General features: G+C 34.9%; 17 protein-coding genes. All 17 read left to right on the top strand.

The features are described from left to right. Window positions 1-6: 6 nt before the first annotated feature. The 17 genes from yqfD (at window position 7) to C2I06_RS09915 (ending at window position 17,939) form a co-directional block, all read left to right on the top strand. Window positions 7-1,200: a sporulation protein YqfD gene (gene yqfD, locus C2I06_RS10000; protein ID WP_095333830.1), complete on the top strand. Its 1,194-nt coding sequence runs from the start codon at window positions 7-9 to the stop codon at window positions 1,198-1,200. Beyond that, window positions 1,197-2,162, top strand: coding sequence for a PhoH family protein (locus C2I06_RS09995; protein WP_095333832.1), 966 nt, complete (start codon window positions 1,197-1,199; stop codon window positions 2,160-2,162). The genes yqfD and C2I06_RS09995 overlap by 4 nt, the downstream gene beginning before the upstream one ends. A 314-nt stretch (window positions 2,163-2,476) precedes the next feature. Then, on the top strand, window positions 2,477-4,648 hold the full coding sequence (locus tag C2I06_RS09990) for an HD family phosphohydrolase (RefSeq protein ID WP_095333834.1): 2,172 nt from the start codon (window positions 2,477-2,479) through the stop codon (window positions 4,646-4,648). 12 nt (window positions 4,649-4,660) lie between these two features. After that, a complete protein-coding gene (gene ybeY / locus C2I06_RS09985; protein WP_095333835.1) occupies window positions 4,661-5,131 on the top strand; it encodes an rRNA maturation RNase YbeY in 471 nt (156 codons plus the stop codon). Beyond that, entirely contained in the window at window positions 5,109-5,504 is a 396-nt protein-coding gene (locus tag C2I06_RS09980) for a diacylglycerol kinase family protein (protein ID WP_123257990.1), read from the top strand. The genes ybeY and C2I06_RS09980 overlap by 23 nt, the downstream gene beginning before the upstream one ends. A 416-nt stretch (window positions 5,505-5,920) precedes the next feature. Next, the gene (locus C2I06_RS09975; protein WP_095322359.1) at window positions 5,921-6,322 is read left to right on the top strand and encodes a cytidine deaminase; all 402 of its coding nucleotides are present in this window, start codon (window positions 5,921-5,923) and stop codon (window positions 6,320-6,322) included. Continuing rightward, entirely contained in the window at window positions 6,312-7,226 is a 915-nt protein-coding gene (gene era, locus C2I06_RS09970) for a GTPase Era (protein ID WP_217279781.1), read from the top strand. Before C2I06_RS09975 ends, era begins: the two co-directional genes overlap by 11 nt. Window positions 7,227-7,455: 229 nt before the next feature. Next, window positions 7,456-7,599 carry a YqzL family protein gene (locus C2I06_RS09965; protein ID WP_082138270.1) on the top strand — a complete coding sequence of 48 codons (144 nt, stop codon included), beginning with the start codon at window positions 7,456-7,458 and terminating at the stop codon, window positions 7,597-7,599. Window positions 7,600-7,632: 33 nt separating this feature from the next. Continuing rightward, a complete protein-coding gene (gene recO, locus C2I06_RS09960; protein WP_095322373.1) occupies window positions 7,633-8,388 on the top strand; it encodes a DNA repair protein RecO in 756 nt (251 codons plus the stop codon). 378 nt (window positions 8,389-8,766) lie between these two features. After that, window positions 8,767-9,657, top strand: a complete 891-nt coding sequence (glyQ, locus tag C2I06_RS09950; protein ID WP_047941289.1) for a glycine--tRNA ligase subunit alpha — start codon at window positions 8,767-8,769, stop codon at window positions 9,655-9,657. After that, window positions 9,650-11,716: a glycine--tRNA ligase subunit beta gene (gene glyS, locus C2I06_RS09945; protein ID WP_095333838.1), complete on the top strand. Its 2,067-nt coding sequence runs from the start codon at window positions 9,650-9,652 to the stop codon at window positions 11,714-11,716. Before glyQ ends, glyS begins: the two co-directional genes overlap by 8 nt. 207 nt (window positions 11,717-11,923) lie before the next feature. Next, on the top strand, window positions 11,924-12,574 hold the full coding sequence (gene ccpN / locus C2I06_RS09940; protein WP_047941287.1) for a transcriptional regulator CcpN: 651 nt from the start codon (window positions 11,924-11,926) through the stop codon (window positions 12,572-12,574). Further along, a complete protein-coding gene (locus tag C2I06_RS09935) occupies window positions 12,567-13,397 on the top strand; it encodes a pyruvate, water dikinase regulatory protein (RefSeq protein ID WP_095322362.1) in 831 nt (276 codons plus the stop codon). The genes ccpN and C2I06_RS09935 overlap by 8 nt, the downstream gene beginning before the upstream one ends. A 376-nt stretch (window positions 13,398-13,773) precedes the next feature. Further along, window positions 13,774-14,235 carry a YaiI/YqxD family protein gene (locus tag C2I06_RS09930; protein ID WP_095333840.1) on the top strand — a complete coding sequence of 154 codons (462 nt, stop codon included), beginning with the start codon at window positions 13,774-13,776 and terminating at the stop codon, window positions 14,233-14,235. 40 nt (window positions 14,236-14,275) lie between these two features. Then, the gene (gene dnaG, locus C2I06_RS09925; RefSeq protein WP_095333842.1) at window positions 14,276-16,090 is read left to right on the top strand and encodes a DNA primase; all 1,815 of its coding nucleotides are present in this window, start codon (window positions 14,276-14,278) and stop codon (window positions 16,088-16,090) included. A gap of 39 nt (window positions 16,091-16,129) precedes the next feature. After that, a complete protein-coding gene (gene rpoD, locus C2I06_RS09920; RefSeq protein ID WP_047941284.1) occupies window positions 16,130-17,254 on the top strand; it encodes an RNA polymerase sigma factor RpoD in 1,125 nt (374 codons plus the stop codon). A gap of 142 nt (window positions 17,255-17,396) precedes the next feature. Beyond that, window positions 17,397-17,939 (top strand): hypothetical protein, encoded by a 543-nt coding sequence (locus C2I06_RS09915; protein WP_123257989.1) that lies wholly within the window; start codon window positions 17,397-17,399, stop codon window positions 17,937-17,939. The last annotated feature ends 2 nt before the right edge of the window (window positions 17,940-17,941 follow it).

The raw sequence follows: 17,941 nt of genomic DNA, 5'->3' as shown, positions 1-17,941 counted from the left end.
GAAATTATGAAAAATCATTGGATAGAATATTTAACAGGGATTATTACAGTGAAAGCAACAGGAAAAGGTTTAGAAAGGTTTTTAAATAAGTTATTAAAAAATGGTATGTCTGTTTGGAACGTAAAGAAGCACGGACCGCAAGCTGTAACCTTTCAGATTAGTCTAAAGAATATCCATTCTCTTCGTCATTTAGTTAGAGGGAGCGGTATAAAAATAGAGTTTCAGCGCCGAGCTGGAGCTCCGTTTCTATATAAAAGAATGTGGAAAAACAGCGGTTTTGTGCTCGGGTTATTCCTTTTTTTAGGACTAGTTCTTACTTTATCCAATATGGTCTGGGGAATAGAAATCAAGGGAGCGAATCCGGCGACTGAATATCAAATTCGTAAGCAGCTGGATAAGATGGACATAAAAATTGGTAAATCACAGTTTTTTGCAAAGGAATTAGATGAAATCCAAGCGGAATTAACGAATAATATTGATGCAATTACATGGATTGGTGTGGAGTTAAAAGGGACAACTTATCATTTTCAGGTGGTTGAAAAAAACGAGCCGAAGAAAAAGAAAGAAGCTGGTCCGCAAAATTTAATAGCGACGAAGAAAGCGACAATTGTAACAGATTTTGTGGAATCTGGTACAAAACGATATGCCATCAATGAGGTTGTGAGAAAAGGACAATTGTTAGTTGCAGGCAAAATAGGGAATGAAGATCATGCGAAAAGCGTATCTGCTAAAGGGAAAGTATGGGGAGAAGTGTGGTATACGACAGAAGTGACTGTTCCTTTGAAAACTACTTTCCAAGTATTTAATGGAGCGGAAAAGCAAAAAATTTATATGAAGCTTGGTAAGTGGAGTATTCCTGTATGGGGGTTTGGCAAAATAGAGTATAAGGAATATGAGGAAGAGGAGAATGAGTCAAACGTTAAGTTTTTTAAATGGGAATTACCAATTAAGATTGTAAATAAAACATATCGGGAAAAAGAGATTGTAACAAGAGGATATAGTGAGAAGGAAGCTATCGAGAAAGGGAAGGAGGATGCTAGAAAGGATATTATGAAACGAATTGGTGAAGATGGGAAAATTAAGGAGGAAAAAATTTTACAACAAGATATAAAGAATGGTAAAGTTAAATTAAATATAGCTTTTACAACAATAGAAAACATTGCGAAAGCACAACCTCTAACTCAAGGAGATACAGAATGACAGAAGATTTAAAAACGATGAATGTAAAGTTGAAAGATCCAAACGAAGCAATTGCTTTACTTGGTAATGGAGATAGCAATCTGCAAGTGCTTGAAAAAGAATTAGATTGTAACATCGTAACGAGAGGAGAAACGCTGCTTGTTTCTTCTGAGAATCCTGATTCAATAGAGCTCGTTGGGGATATTGTTGATAAACTTTTACAAGTAATCCGAAAGGGTGTTTCCATCAGTCAACGAGATGTGGTGTATGCGATCTCTTTGGCAAAGAAAGGAACGCTTGAATATTTTGGGTCACTATACGATGAAGAAATAGCGAAAACGATTAAAGGAAAATCAATTAGAGTAAAAACGATCGGCCAAAGCGAGTATATACGCACGATTAGAAGAAATGATCTAGTTTTTGGGATTGGTCCCGCAGGAACAGGTAAGACGTATTTAGCCGTTGTGATGGCGGTAAATGCTTTAAAGAGCGGGAAAGTAAATAGAATTATTTTAACAAGACCTGCAGTGGAAGCGGGGGAAAGTTTAGGTTTTTTGCCAGGAGATTTAAAAGAAAAAGTAGATCCTTATTTACGACCGTTATATGATGCATTGCATGATGTGCTTGGTATGGAGCATACTGCTCGTTTGATTGAAAGGAATACAATTGAAGTAGCTCCACTTGCCTATATGCGCGGGAGAACATTGGATGATGCTTTTGTTATATTAGATGAAGCACAGAATACAACCCATGCACAAATGAAAATGTTTTTAACAAGACTTGGTTTTGGATCCAAAATGGTAATTACAGGTGATAAAACACAAATAGATCTGCCAAAGGGCGTTAAATCAGGTTTAGTAGTTGCAGAACAAATTCTGCAAAATGTAAATGGGATTGGTTTTGTTCATTTAGAAGAAAGCGATGTAGTGAGACATCCATTAGTCGGAAAAATTATTCATGCATATGGAAAGCAAGTTATGTAAAAGAAAAGAAGGACAATATCGTAAGTTTATTCAAACTTACGATATTGTCCTTCTTTCTATATTGGATACATTCAAGATACATGAAATATTCGAAAAAGGATGAAAACGATCGAAAAAACTGTTATCATTTTACATATCATCAGATTTTTTTCTTTTTAATTAATAGTGGTTTTACTTATCTATTGAGGAAAGTAATAAGTGTTTGAATCAGCTTTTAGAAGGAGAATTTACATCTAGATAGGTTAAGGATTAAAAAATAGGTTTAAGATGATAGAATAAGCAAGTGAACCTACTTTTTGAAATAGGAGGTAAATATGAACGTTTGGCAGAGAATGCGTAATAACTTAATAAAACTAATGAATATTACCTTTTTTAAAATAATTCTCTTTGTTTTACTTGGTGTCATTTTATTCTTTACACTCTATGGAAACGTAAAGCCGGAAAAATTAAATGTACAGTTATTTTCTGTAGCGGATCAAACTATTAGGTCGCCCATAACGGTGGAAGATAAAGAAAGTACAGAGAAAAAGAAGGAAGAAGCAAAAAATCAAGTACAGGATGTCTATGTGGTTAATAAAGAAATTGCCCAGAATCGTGTGGATTTAATATCTTCTATATTTGATTCTGTAACAGAGGTAAATAATGACGTTGAGAAACAACTGGAAGAAAAAAGAAAGAAAGCAGAAGAGGAAGAGAAGAATAAAGAATCAATAAAAGAGCCGTCCGTTGATGAGAAGCTTGAATTACTAAAAGGTAAGCTGACAAATGAAGTAACGAATGAAATTATGGACCGCTCTTTAAAATCTCTTATTCCTTATTCGGAAGATCAGTTAGAAATCGCAAAAGATATTACGGTTACAGCTATACATACAGTAATGAATGGTAAGATTCCTTCAGATGAGGTGGAAAATGCTAAAAAAAGAGTGGAGGATATCTTAAAGGTAAACGATGGTTTAACATCTGATTTAAAGAGTGCAAGTATCGATTTAGGTAGATTTGCAATCATTCAAAATGAATTTTACGATCCTACTGCAACAGAAGAGATGCGTCAGCAAGCTGTTGATGGTGTGGAACCGATAAGAGTACTTCAAGGCCAAGTTCTTGTGGAAGAAGGCCAACTGATAAGTAGAGAGATACATAGACAGCTTGAACTTGTTGGATTATTAGACAGCGATAATTCCATTCAGCCATTTATCGGTTTAGGTTTAATCATCCTGGCGATGCTAGCGGCACTTTATTTTTATACACTTAAAAGAACATCGAAGGAGAAGGAGAATAATATCCAGTTCTATTTAATGTTCTTTCTTATAATTAGTGTAACGATTGTATTAATGAAAACAATAAGCGCCTTCCAACAGTTTGAATACACAGAGATTGGCTATATATTTCCAGCTGCTATGGCGGTTATGTTAATTAAGATATTAATGGAAGAAAAATCTGCTTTATTAGTAACGATTATGCTTGCGGTTTGTGGAATGATTATGTTTAATGAAGGTGTTGCTGGAACTTTTAATGTAGGAATGGGTATATATATTATTACTAGTGGTTTAGCCAGTATTTTATTTTTAAATAAAAGAAATCAGCGGACCAATATTCTTTATGCAGGATTCTTTATTTCTTTCATAAATATTGTTACGATATTAGCGATTTTATATTTGCAAAACGGACATTATGGTGCAAAAGAATACGGTGTATTCCTTTTACTGGCCGTTATTTCCGGAATAAGTTCAGCTGTTTTAACAATCGGTTTCTTACCTTTCCTTGAAACCGGGTTTGGGGTGCTTTCTACCATTAAGTTAATTGAGCTCTCCAATCCTAACCATCCATTATTACGTAAAATCTTAACAGAGGCACCTGGTACGTATCATCATAGTGTAATGGTTGCCAATTTAGCGGAATCAGCATGTGAAGCGATTGGCGCCAATGGATTATTGGCAAGAGTTGGTTGTTATTATCATGATATCGGGAAAACAAAAAGGCCACATTTTTTTATTGAAAATCAAATGAATATGGGAAATCCACACGACCGTATTCCCCCACAGGCTAGTAAAAATATCATTATTGCCCATGCAACAGATGGAGCTGAGTTATTAAGAAAATATAAATTACCGAAGGAAATCGTCGATATTGCCGAACAGCATCATGGAACCTCTCTCTTAAAATATTTTTATTTTAAGGCAAAGGAAAAAGGGGGAGAGGTAAAAGAAAGTGATTACCGTTATCCAGGCCCAAAAGCTCAAACGCGTGAGGTAGCAATTATAGGAATTGCGGATAGTGTAGAAGCTGCTGTAAGAAGTTTAAATGCACCAACCACCGAGCAAATTGACTCATTAATTAAGAATATTATTTCTGACCGTTTGCAAGATGGACAATTGGATGAATGTGATTTAACATTAAAGGAATTAGATATTGTTCGAAATACATTAAGTGAAACGTTAAAAGGGATTTTTCATTCGCGAATCGAATATCCAGAAATGAAAAAGTAAAGGAAGTCGAATATGAATTTAGAAATTGATTTTATTGATGAAACCGAAAAGGTGAAGGAAAGTGAAATTGCGAAAATCGAGGAAGTCTTACAATTTGCAGCCGAAAAACTAAATCTCCAAGGAGAAATTGAGCTTTCCATTACCTTCGTTCATAATGAACAAATTCAACAAATAAATAAAGAATATAGAGAAAAGGATCAACCGACAGATGTTATTTCTTTTGCGCTGGAGGAATTAGGAGAAGGCGAAATGGAATTGGTTGGAGAGGGACTTCCTAGAATGTTAGGAGATATTGTCATTTCTATCGATAAAGCGGAGGAACAGGCTAATGATTATGGTCATTCTTATATGAGAGAACTTGGGTTTTTATCTGTTCATGGCTTCTTGCACTTACTAGGATATGACCATATGACAGAAGAAGATGAAAAAGTGATGTTTACTCTTCAAAAGGATATTTTAGATGAGTTCGGATTACAAAGATAATAGAATTCGAAAGAACAGTCAATTATCCTCCTTCCGTTTAGCGATATTGGGAATATTAACTGCTATTAAACAAGAAAGAAATGTAAAGATTCATTTGGTTATTACCATTCTTGTTATTATATTGGGCCTTTTAAATGATTTGTCCAAACAGGAATGGATGTTTATTGCGTTTTGTATTGGATTAGTAATTAGCCTAGAACTGATAAATACGGCAATAGAACGTGTGGTGGATCTTGTTACTAGTGAATATCATCCATTGGCAAAAGAGGCAAAGGACATAGCTGCTGGTGCTGTTTTTATCGCAGCAATTCTTTCGATTGTGATTGGCGGAATCATCTTTATCCCGAAAATATGGAGCGCTATAACAGGTTAGAGAATAAAAGCTATCTGATAAAAATTAAATTTTAGACAAATAATTATTTGTTTAAGATTTAATTTTTAAAAGGTAGCTTTTTATTTTGGGGGTTTTATACGTTCATTAATCACTCCCTACTTCTTTCTCTTTATTGTGCTTCCAAATTAGTATATAATTTTAAGACAGTACATTTTACATAAGATTAAGTGTTACTGAAGTTTGAAAACGTTCCATTTATTCTTTAAAATAATGGGTAAGGCGAGAATAGGGCTTACTAAAAAGAGATACTCACTAAAATGAAAAGTTATTTTAAAATAAATCTTAGCGCTAAAGGGGAAAGTATTTGGCTAAGCAAGAACCTTTTCGGCTTGTGATATAGCCAAAAGTGGACTTGAAATAGCATGAAAAGCTGCTTTAAGAAAAGAGGGATTTGTATGAAAAAGGAACTTCTAATGGAAGAAGCAAAGCTTGCACGTGAGAAAGCGTATGTACCTTATTCAAAATTTAAGGTAGGAGCAGCTCTGCTTTCGGAAAAGGGTGTCGTTTATCGCGGGTGTAACATTGAAAACGCAGCGTACAGTATGACGAATTGTGCAGAACGAACGGCATTGTTTAAAGCTGTCTCAGAAGGTGATACTACTTTCAAGAAGCTTGTTGTTGTGGCAGATACAGAGGGACCAATTTCTCCATGTGGTGCTTGCAGACAAGTGATTTCTGAACTTTGTCCAAAAGACATGGAAGTAATATTAACGAATTTAAAAGGCGACGTACAAACATTAACTGTGGCAGAGTTATTGCCAGGAGCATTTTCACCGGAGGATTTAAATGAACATTAATAATCAAACAGAACACAAATCAGGATTTATCTCCATTATAGGAAGACCTAATGTTGGAAAATCAACATTTTTGAACCGTGTAATAGGGCAAAAGATTGCGATTATGAGCGATAAGCCACAGACTACAAGAAATAAAGTTCAAGGTGTACTTACAACAGATGATGCACAGCTTATTTTCATTGATACACCTGGAATTCATAAACCGAAACATAGACTTGGCGATTTTATGATGAAGGTAGCGCAGAACACACTGAAAGAAGTGGATCTAATCCTTTTTATGGTTAACGCTGAAGAAGGCTTTGGTAAAGGGGAAGAATTCATTCTTGAGAAATTTCAGTCTGTAAAAACACCAATATTTTTAGTGATTAATAAAATTGATACGATTCACCCAGATCAATTATTTGCCATTATTGAATCATATAAAGAGAAGTATCCGTTTAAAGAAATTGTTCCAATCTCTGCTCTAGAAGGAAATAATGTCGAAACATTATTAACACAAATCAAAAAGTATTTACCAGAAGGACCGCAATTTTATCCAGCTGATCAAGTGACAGACCATCCTGAACGCTTTATTGTTTCTGAGTTAATAAGGGAAAAAGCACTGCACCTAACAAGAGAGGAAATTCCTCACTCCCTCGCAGTAGTAATTGAGAAGATGGAGAGAAAATCAAACGATGTTATTAACGTAATGGCCACTATTATCGTTGAACGAGATTCTCAAAAAGGGATAATTATCGGTAAACAAGGTAGTATGCTGAAAGAAATCGGAAAAAGAGCAAGAACGGATATTGAAAATCTTCTTGGAAATAAAGTCTATTTGGAATTATGGGTGAAAGTACAAAAAGATTGGCGCAATAAAATGACACAATTGCGTGATTTTGGGTTTAGAGAAGACGAATATTAATAATTAGAACGGAACAGCTATAAAGGCTGCCATAAGAAAAAGAAGGAAATCCTGTTGTCTCCTTTATTTCAGCAATAGGAAAACGTATTAAACAAGAAGGCATTCGGTTATTTGAAAATTATACATGCAATCAATTAGCAATATTTTCGTCTCATGATTTTATAAAGACAGGCTATGATAAGATTAAGGTTGTAAACAGCTAGTTAAAAATCGAAAGGTGGGGTTTTACATGTTAGACTTTACCTGGAAAGTTTTTTCCCAAACAGGTAACATTGATACTTATCTACTCTTTAAAGAATTAGAAAAGCATAATCATGAAATACCAGGAATGCAAGAAGAGGAACTAGCGGAACTCGATTATCCCATTTCATAGTACTGTCCTTATAGTAAGGGATGGTGAATGGTGATGCTGGAAAAGTGTGAAGGGATTGTAATTAGATCCATCGATTACGGTGAATCCAATAAAATAGTAACTTTGTATACAAGAGAATGGGGAAAGGTTGGGGTAATGGCTAGAGGTGCAAAAAAGCCTAACAGCAGGCTTTCTGCTGTAACCCAGCCTTTTGTCTATGGATATTTTCTCGTCCAGCGAAGTAGTGGATTAGGGCTTTTACAGCAAGGGGACATAATATCGAGTATGCGCTCATTAAAAGAAGACATTTTTCTTACTGCATATGCTAGCTATATAGTAGAGCTTACAGATAAATGTACAGATGAAAAAAAGCCCAATCCTTATCATTTTGAATTATTATATCAAACGTTGAATTACATGAATGAAGAATATGATCCGGAAATATTAGTAAATATCTATGAACTAAAAATGTTAAACAGCTTAGGATTATATCCAGTATTAGATCGCTGTGTTTTTTGCGGAGCTACAGAGGGCCACTTTTCTTTTTCTATCAGAGAAGGTGGATTAATCTGTCATCAATGCCTGGAAAAGGACCCTTATCATTATAAAATCTCACAGGCTACAGTAAAGCTGCTCCGGGTTTTTTATTATATGGATATTTCCCGTCTAGGAAGTATCTCCGTAAAAGATTCCACTAAGAAAGAGCTGAGTATGATTATTGATGCTTATTATGAAGAGTATTCTGGATTGTATTTGAAATCTAAAAAATTTATTCAATCAATGAAAAATTTAGGGGATTCCTTTACATAAAAGTAATTGAATGAAGAGTGATCTTCATCAAGAAGAAATCGAAGCAAGGTTGACAACTAATATTTTTTTCGTTATTATTCATGTAAATAAGAGTGTTGCATTGAAAAGAAAGTAGTACTTAATTCACCTCATGAAAAGCGAGCTTGGGATAGTGGAAGCCAAGTTCATGAGCGTTAAGGAAGGCGTTCTTGGAGCAACTGCGTATGAAAGCGGCTGTAGTTATACAGCAAATAGGGTGGAACCGCGGGTTAACTCTCGTCCCTATGTCAAGAGATATTTGGCATAGGGACGAGAGTTTTTTGTGTTCTTTACGAGAACAAACTCTACATAAATCTATGCTGAATATACGTTTTATAAATTCGGAGGTGTAGGAAAGCAATGAATATTCAAAACATGATTTTAACATTGCAAAAACATTGGTCTGACTATGGTTGTATCCTAATGCAGGCATATGATGTAGAAAAAGGTGCAGGGACGATGAGTCCATACACTTTTTTAAGAGCGATTGGTCCTGAACCGTGGAATGTTGCATATGTAGAGCCATCAAGAAGACCGGCAGATGGACGATATGGAGAAAATCCAAACCGCTTATATCAACATCATCAATTTCAAGTAATTATGAAGCCGTCTCCTGACAATATTCAAGAATTATATCTAGATTCTCTAAGAGCACTAGGGATTAATCCGTTAGAGCATGATATTCGCTTTGTAGAGGATAACTGGGAAAATCCTTCTCTAGGCTGCGCAGGTCTTGGATGGGAAGTATGGCTTGATGGAATGGAAATTACTCAATTTACGTATTTTCAACAAGTTGGCGGTATTGAATGTAAGCCAGTATCGGTTGAAATAACATATGGAATTGAGCGATTGGCTTCCTATATTCAAGATAAAGAAAATGTTTTTGATTTAGAGTGGACAGATGGGTTCACAATCAAAGATATTTTTTATCAACCAGAATTTGAACATAGTAAATATACATTTGAAACGTCTGACACTGATATGCTGTTTAATCTATTCTCAATCTATGAAAAAGAGGCGCATAGACAAATGGACGAAGGGCTAGTACACCCTGCCTATGATTATGTATTAAAATGCTCTCACGTTTTCAACCTATTGGATGCTAAAGGTGCTATTTCTGTTACAGAAAGAACTGGGTATATTGGAAGATGCAGAAATTTAGCACGTAAAGTGGCAAAAACTTTCTACGAAGAAAGAGAAAAATTAGGATTCCCGATTTTAAAAAGTAAGGAGGGAAAAAGTCATGAATAAAAGAGACTTATTATTGGAAATCGGTTTAGAAGAAATGCCAGCACGTTTTATCTCTGCTAGTATACAATCACTAAAAGAGAAAATGGAGGCTTGGCTTGCGGAGAAACAATTGGGTTATGCTTCTGTTCAGGCTTTTTCTTCCCCGCGTAGATTGGCACTTCTTGTTACTGGCTTAGATGAATCACAGCATGACATGGAAGAAGAGGCAAAAGGTCCTGCAAAACGTATTGCATTAAACGAAGCTGGTGAATGGTCTAAAGCAGCTGCGGGATTCACCAGAGGGCAAGGCTTAGCGGTAGAAGACATCTATTTTAAAGAGATAAATGGTGTGGAATACGCTCATGTTAAAAAATTTATTAAAGGGAAACAGACAAGTGAACTATTATCAGAATTAAAAGAGTTGATTCTAAGTTTAACATTCCCGAAAAATATGCGTTGGGCCAATAATGAATTACGATATATTCGTCCAATTAAATGGCTTATTGCCTTATTTGGAGAAGAGGTTATTCCATTCTCTATTACTAATGTAGAAACGTCTAATCAGTCACGTGGTCATCGCTTTTTAGGTGGAGAAATCGTTTTTCAAAGCTCTTCAGATTATGAGAAGAAAATGTTGGCTCAATATGTGATGGTTAATGCAGCGGAAAGAAAAGAAGCTATCGTTTCACAAATAAATAAATTAGAAGAAGAAAACAATTGGATCATTCCAATTGATGAAGATTTGTTAGAGGAAGTTACTAATTTAGTTGAATATCCAACTGCCTTATATGGGACTTTTGATGAGTCTTATTTAGAGTTACCGACAGAAGTATTAATTACGAGCATGAAAGAACATCAACGCTATTTCCCAGTTAAGTCGAAGGAAGGAAAGTTGTTACCTTATTTTGTAACTGTTCGGAACGGGGATCATCAACATCTTGACAAAGTTGCAAGGGGAAATGAGAAAGTATTAAGAGCTAGACTTGCTGATGCTGCGTTCTTCTACAAAGAAGATCAAAAGTTAGCGATAGACGACCTTCTAAAAAAACTAGAAGCAATCGTATATCATGAAGAAATTGGTACTTTAGCAGAAAAAGTAGCTCGTGTTCGTTTACTTGCTTCTAAGTTAGCCGACGAATTACAGTTAACTTCTGAAGAAAAACAGGATGTCGATAGAGCTGCGCAAATTGCTAAGTTTGATCTTGTAACAAATATGGTTTACGAATTCCCTGAGCTGCAAGGATTAATGGGAGAACGTTATGCCCTTCAAAAGGGAGAAAAAGCATCAGTAGCGAACGCTATTAATGAGCATTATATGCCGCGTCATGCAGATGACGAAACAGCACCAAGTAATGTGGGGGCAGTACTTGCATTAGCAGAAAAACTGGATACAATTGTTTCATTCTTTAGTATTGGATTAGTACCAACTGGTTCACAAGATCCTTACGCATTAAGAAGACAGGCAACTGGAATTGTCCAGACCCTAATAGATAAAAACTGGAATATTTCGATTGAGCAATTGGTTGAACTGTCGATACAGGCAATAGAGAATACGTCAAAAGTTTCCGGGCAAGAATTAGTTGATTCAGTGCTGTCATTCTTCAAATTACGAGTGAAGTATATTTTACAAGAACAAGGCATCCGCTATGATATGATTGATGCAGTTTTAGCAGAAAAAATCGGTGGGGCTGCAAGTGTTTTAAGAAAGGCAAAAGTTCTAGAACTACACAAAGATGATGCTAATTTCAAGGAAGGCATAGAAGCTTTAAGTCGAATTATCAATATTTCCAATAAGGCAGTAACCGTTTCAGCGGTTGATCCTAGTTTGTTTGAAAATGAATATGAAAGTGATCTATATAATCGTTTTACAGCAGTTAAAGAAAAAATTAATACCAAAGTGGAAGAAAAAGAGTATTTTGAGTTATTATTCTCTTTACAAGAAACAATCTCCGCATATTTTGACCATACTATGGTAATGGCTGATAATGAGAAAATTAAAGAAAATCGTCTAAATTTAATGGCGGAAATGGCTTCTTATATTAAAGGTTTCGCAAGTGTAAATGAAATAATTGTGAAGTAGTAACTAGATAGTTTAACAAAAAGCTAGGCAGGGGATTCCCCTACCTAGTTTCCTTTTGTTATGATTAGGCATAATGAATATGTACTTGAATGTTAAATATGGTTGTAGCAAAAGAGTTATCTTTAGATTCTTTTTCTTTTGATTCTGGCTATTTCGTATATAATAGTTAGTAGATATCGTTACCTAAATGAAGGTGGTGAATAGGAAATCGAACTGAATAAACGTCAAGAAAAAATTATTGAAATTGTAAAAGAAAATGGTCCGATAACAGGCGAGCATATTGCGGATAAATTAAACTTAACAAGAGCTACTCTTCGACCAGATTTAGCGATATTAACAATGGCCGGCTTTTTAGATGCAAGACCTCGTGTAGGTTACTTCTATACGGGCAAGAACTCAGAGCGGCTAGTAATTGATAATATCCGTAATATCCTTGTGAAAGATTATTATTCACATCCAGTAGTTGTTCACGAGAATTCCTCTGTCTATGATGCCATTGTCATTATGTTCACAGAAGATGTTGGAACTATTTTTGTTATTGATGAAGCTTCCACATTAACTGGAGTTGTTTCCCGCAAAGATCTATTACGAGCAAGCATTGGTAAACAAGAGTTAAACTCTTTGCCTGTCGCTATTATTATGACAAGAATGCCGAATGTCACATATTGCTTTAAAGAAGAAATCTTAGTAGATGTTGGCTGCAAGTTAATGGATCACGAAATAGATGCACTTCCAGTTGTAGAAAAAAATGAAAATGGTCTTCTTGTAATAGGAAGAGTTTCGAAAACAAATATTACTAGAGCGTTTGTAGACTTGTCTAACAATCGTAAAGGAATTGTGGAGGAACATAATGACTGAAAGACAAATTATTTATGTTGTATCTGATTCAGTTGGTGAAACAGCTGAACTAGTAACAAAAGCAGCAATCAGCCAATTTTCTGGACATAATGTAAATGTATTAATTAAAAGGTTCCCGTTTGTGGAGGATAAATCGAATATACATGAAGTAGTCATGCAAGCTAAAATGGAACATGGGATGATTGCTTATACGCTTGTTAAACCAGAGGTTCGCAACTATATGAGTGAATTGGCTCGCCAAGAGGGCGTATATGCCTGTGATATTATTGGTCCGATTATCGATCAATTCCAAGTTTTATGGGGGAAAACGCCTTTATATGAACCAGGGCTTGTCCGCAAACTTGATGAAGATTACTTTAAAAAAGTTGAAGCGATAGAATTTGCTGTGAAATATGATGATGGAAGGGATCCAAGAGGGTTAGAAAAGGCAGATATTATCTTAATTGGTGTATCACGAACATCCAAAACGCCTTTATCGCAATTTTTGGCACATAAAAGAGTGAAAGTGGCAAATGTTCCAATCGTGCCAGAGGTTGATCCGCCAAAAGAACTTTTTCAAGTACCAGCAAGTAAATGCTTTGGCTTAAAAATAAGCCCGACGAAATTAAACAATATTAGAAAAGAACGCCTTATTTCTCTGGGCCTAAGTGATCAAGCAAGCTATGCTCAAATTGAAAGAATACAAGAAGAATTAACCTATTTTGATGATATCGTAAATCGCATTGGCTGTCCGGTTATCGATGTTACGAATAAAGCAGTGGAAGAAACAGCAAATATTATCCACAATTTATATTATCGCTCTAAGTATAATGCAGATAATTAGTTTTTATCTATAAACAGCAATTGGTAAAGACTTGGTTCTCCAAAGTAGAATCAAGTTTTTCATTATGGCTGCTTTACCGCAGTCAATAGAAAAATTCGCTTTGTTTCGCATTTTTTTGTTCTAGTATGATCTAAAAGGAATAATTATAGATAAAAAAAGATGGAATTTCAAGCTGATTTATACTATAATAAAAAATTGTGATAAAAAAGTATCATGTTTTAGGTTTAGACTTGGCTTATTACGAATAAACTATTTATTGTGAGAAGTCAAGGGAAGGGATAAAAAAATTTTCGACATTACTTCTTTCGTGAAAAAATAATTTAGGAAGAAGGAATATGTGGAGTGATGTAGAATTAATAGTACATTAGGAAAACACATGATATATGTTGATGCTGATTCCTGTCCTGTAAAAGAAGATATTGTCGAAATAGCTTCTTATTATCATTATGAATTGCAGTTCGTTGCATCCTATGCCCATATGAAGCGGGAGAATGACGGACAAAACTGGAAGTATGTGGATAGTGATAAAGAAGCTGTTGATTTATTTATTATGAATGCTACCAAAAAACAGGATATTGTCGTAACTCAAGATATTGGCTTGGCCTCCACCTTATTGCTAAAGCAAGTTACTGTTCTTTCACCAAGAGGGGTAATGTATGAGGAAGAAACGATAAATACTGCATTAGATATGCGTTATTTATCTGCTAAAGCAAGGCGAAAAGGGGTATATGGAAAAGGTCCTAAACCATTTACAGAGGAGGATCGACAAAAATTTAGAAGAAATTTTATAAGGATTTTGTCGAAAAATGAAGGAGAATCGATTGGACACGTCGAATAATTCATTAAAGTAGGCAATAAGTAGGGAGATGTGTTAGAAAATGGTGGCGCGCATTCCTGAAGAAAAACTTAATGAAATTAAACAGGCAACTGATATTGTAGAGGTCATTGGAGAACATGTATCCCTTACAAGACAAGGGCGCAATTTCATCGGTCTTTGTCCTTTTCACGGCGAAAAAACACCTTCTTTTACTGTATCGCCAGATAAGCAGATATTCCATTGCTTTGGCTGTCATGCAGGCGGAAATGTATTTACCTTTCTAATGGATTTAGAAGGCACTTCCTTTGTAGAAGTGGCTACAAGTCTTGCAGACAGAGCAAGCATTGATTTAGGAATTGAAATCAGTGAATTAGAAAAAAAACCAGCTATCCCCAATGATTTACAGCAAATGATTGATGCACATGAATTATTATCTAAATTCTACCATCATTTGCTCGTAAATACAAAGGATGGTCAGCACGCATTGGAATATTTGACTAATAGGGGCTTTACATTACCTATTATTGAAAAGTTCCAAATAGGCTATACATTAAACTCTTGGGATTTAGCTGTGAAGTTTTTAGGGAAACGTAAATTCGATGTTTCGTTACTAGAAAAAGCTGGTTTAATTGTAAAAAGTGAAAGGGATGAAAAATATTTTGATCGTTTCCGCGATCGAATTATCTTCCCAATCAGTGATCGAAATGGTAACACAATTGCGTTTTCTGGACGTGCATTAGGGGATAATAATCCCAAATATCTTAACAGTCCCGAAACACCAATTTTTAATAAAAGCAATACACTTTACAATTTTCATAAAGCAAGGCCGATTATAAGGAAGCTACAACAAGCTGTTTTATTTGAAGGGTTTGCAGATGTTATAGCTGCTAATAGAGCGGGAGTGGAAAATAGTGTTGCGACAATGGGTACCTCCTTAACGGAGGAGCATATCGCAATTCTAAAAAGAAACGCGCGAAATATAACGATTTGTTATGATTCTGATTCAGCTGGGATAGAAGCGGCCTTTCGTGCAGGACAGCTTCTTACTAAGGCTAATTGTATTGTTAAAGTAGTAATGTTACCAGATGGAATGGACCCCGATGATTATGTGAACAAATTTGGGGAAGATAAACTACAGCAGGAAATTCTTCATGGTAGTATTCCTTTTATGGGATTTAAAATGCTGTACTATCGAAGAGGGAAAAATCTTCAAAATGAAGGAGATAAACTCGCCTATATAGAAGAAGTAATAGGAGAAATTGCTAAACTGGATAAGGCGGTAGAAAAAGACCTCTATTTAAGACAACTGGCGGATGAATTTTCGTTATCTTTAGAGGCATTAAAGCAGCAAGAAATGCAGATGGAACAATCAAGTCCAAACGAATATGTTGATGAAAAAACAGTTGTTCCTGTAAAACAATATACAGTAAAAAAAAGAGCAACTGGTTTACTACCCGCATATCATACTGCAGAAAAAAGACTGCTTGCACATATGTTTAAAAGTGAGGATATTGCCTACAAAGTGCAAAGCTCATTACAGGGAAGAGCATTTAACATTGATGAACATCAAGCAATTTTTACTTATCTCCTAGCTTTTTATGAAAAGGGTCTAGGCACTGATACAAGTTCATTTATGAATTTTATTGATGATCCTGATTTACAACGGATTGTAGCCGAGATCGAAATGATGGAAGTGAATGAAGAGGTTAGTGAATTAGAGATTAGTGATTATATGAAACAAGTTACTAATTATGAAAAACTGCTTGAAATAAAGGAAAAAAAACAACAGCTTAAAGAAGCAGAACGTCAAAATGACTATATAAAAGCTGCTCAAATTGGCATGGAAGTATTATTATTAGAAAAAACGTTAAAATAGGTATATTATTGTCTTGATTTTTTGGAAGGAGGGGGACAAATGGCTGAAAAGTCTGCCCGTTCAAAAGAGATTGAAACGGAACTAACCCTTGATCAGGTAAAGGAACAATTAACAGAAGTAGGTAAGAAAACCGGTGTGCTCGCATATGATGATATTGCGGAGAAATTATCTAGTTTTGAATTAGATTCACACCAAATGGATGAGTTTTACGAATTTTTAGGTGATCAGGGAGTCGAATTAATTGGTGATGGAGAAGAAGAAGCTCCAAATGTCCAAGAACTCGCTAAAGGGGAGGAAGAATTCGATTTAAATGACTTAAGTGTTCCCCCAGGTGTAAAAATAAATGATCCAGTTCGTATGTATTTGAAAGAAATTGGAAGAGTTGATTTGCTTTCAGCAGAAGAAGAAATAAACCTAGCAAAACGTATTTTACAAGGTGACGAAGAAGCAAAACGTCGTTTAGCAGAAGCTAATTTACGTTTAGTTGTAAGTATTGCCAAACGCTATGTTGGCCGTGGAATGCAATTCCTTGATTTAATCCAAGAAGGTAATATGGGTTTAATTAAAGCTGTTGAAAAATTTGATTATGAAAAAGGATTTAAATTTAGTACGTATGCAACATGGTGGATTCGTCAAGCGATTACGCGTGCAATTGCCGACCAGGCAAGAACAATCCGTATTCCTGTTCATATGGTGGAAACCATTAATAAATTGATACGTGTTCAACGACAATTACTACAGGATCTTGGCCGCGAACCATCTCCAGAAGAAATTGGAGAAGACATGGATTTATCACCAGATAAGGTAAGAGAGATATTAAAAATTGCACAAGAGCCAGTTTCTTTAGAAACACCGATTGGTGAAGAAGACGATTCCCATTTAGGTGATTTTATTGAGGACCAAGATGCTACTTCTCCTTCAGAGCATGCTGCATATGAATTGCTTAAAGAGCAATTAGAAGATGTATTAGATACACTTACAGATAGAGAAGAAAATGTATTAAGATTGCGTTTTGGACTAGACGATGGTCGCACACGTACACTAGAAGAAGTTGGTAAAGTATTTGGTGTTACACGTGAACGTATTCGTCAAATTGAAGCAAAAGCATTAAGAAAGTTAAGACACCCAAGCAGAAGCAAACGATTAAAAGATTTCTTAGAATAAGTTGCCAAAGGTTTAAGTGGTCTTCAAGTACGATCCTATAAAGAAATAGTTTACTTCCTGTAAGAAGTGGCTATTTCTTTTTTTTAAGGTTTTATTTTTTCTTGGTTTACTTAAATTAAACTACAGGAAGTGATACTTAAAAATGCAAGATCAGCGAAAAACAATTATTGTTAAGGAAATCGCTTATTGGAAAGAAAATAAAATGCTTCCAGAACATTATTGTGATTATTTACTTACCCTATATACAGAAGGTAATGGGGTGGAGGAAAATACAATTAGTAAAAAAAGAAGTGGTTTCTTACTTTCTTCTTTACTATTTTTTTCTTTCATCCCAATAACTATATTTTTATTATATTTTACTGAATTGTCTTTTATTTTGCAAATGGCTATTTCACTAATTTTTCTGATTTTTTGTTTTGGCGGTATTTTTTTGTATAATAAAAAACAGTTAAATGTAGATATACCAGCCACCGTTGCTGCTATTATTTTTCTTTTATTCAGTGTAGCATTTGTTTTGTATTTTTTTGTAAATAAAATAATATTTTTATATATTATTTTATTTCTAAACTGTTTATTTTGGTATATATGCGGTAAAAGGTTTAAACTGCTATATTTTACGATTTCTGCTTATATTGGAGCTTGTTTATTAGTCATACTTGTTGTATCCAAGTATATGTTTAACTAGAA

It is taken from the genome of Niallia circulans (assembly GCF_003726095.1).
In the GTDB taxonomy this organism is placed as follows: domain Bacteria; phylum Bacillota; class Bacilli; order Bacillales; family Cytobacillaceae; genus Niallia; species Niallia circulans_A.
Note: the sequence above shows the minus strand (reverse complement) of the source record. Positions and strands in the feature narration are given on the sequence as shown.

Coding starts and splice junctions, on each gene's coding strand:
- yqfD (WP_095333830.1), top strand. CDS start 7: ATGAAAAATCATTGGATAGAATATTTAACAGGGATTATTACAGTGAAA.
- C2I06_RS09995 (WP_095333832.1), top strand. CDS start 1,197: ATGACAGAAGATTTAAAAACGATGAATGTAAAGTTGAAAGATCCAAAC.
- C2I06_RS09990 (WP_095333834.1), top strand. CDS start 2,477: ATGAACGTTTGGCAGAGAATGCGTAATAACTTAATAAAACTAATGAAT.
- ybeY (WP_095333835.1), top strand. CDS start 4,661: ATGAATTTAGAAATTGATTTTATTGATGAAACCGAAAAGGTGAAGGAA.
- C2I06_RS09980 (WP_123257990.1), top strand. CDS start 5,109: ATGAGTTCGGATTACAAAGATAATAGAATTCGAAAGAACAGTCAATTA.
- C2I06_RS09975 (WP_095322359.1), top strand. CDS start 5,921: ATGAAAAAGGAACTTCTAATGGAAGAAGCAAAGCTTGCACGTGAGAAA.
- era (WP_217279781.1), top strand. CDS start 6,312: ATGAACATTAATAATCAAACAGAACACAAATCAGGATTTATCTCCATT.
- C2I06_RS09965 (WP_082138270.1), top strand. CDS start 7,456: ATGTTAGACTTTACCTGGAAAGTTTTTTCCCAAACAGGTAACATTGAT.
- recO (WP_095322373.1), top strand. CDS start 7,633: ATGCTGGAAAAGTGTGAAGGGATTGTAATTAGATCCATCGATTACGGT.
- glyQ (WP_047941289.1), top strand. CDS start 8,767: ATGAATATTCAAAACATGATTTTAACATTGCAAAAACATTGGTCTGAC.
- glyS (WP_095333838.1), top strand. CDS start 9,650: ATGAATAAAAGAGACTTATTATTGGAAATCGGTTTAGAAGAAATGCCA.
- C2I06_RS09935 (WP_095322362.1), top strand. CDS start 12,567: ATGACTGAAAGACAAATTATTTATGTTGTATCTGATTCAGTTGGTGAA.
- C2I06_RS09930 (WP_095333840.1), top strand. CDS start 13,774: ATGATATATGTTGATGCTGATTCCTGTCCTGTAAAAGAAGATATTGTC.
- dnaG (WP_095333842.1), top strand. CDS start 14,276: ATGGTGGCGCGCATTCCTGAAGAAAAACTTAATGAAATTAAACAGGCA.
- rpoD (WP_047941284.1), top strand. CDS start 16,130: ATGGCTGAAAAGTCTGCCCGTTCAAAAGAGATTGAAACGGAACTAACC.
- C2I06_RS09915 (WP_123257989.1), top strand. CDS start 17,397: ATGCAAGATCAGCGAAAAACAATTATTGTTAAGGAAATCGCTTATTGG.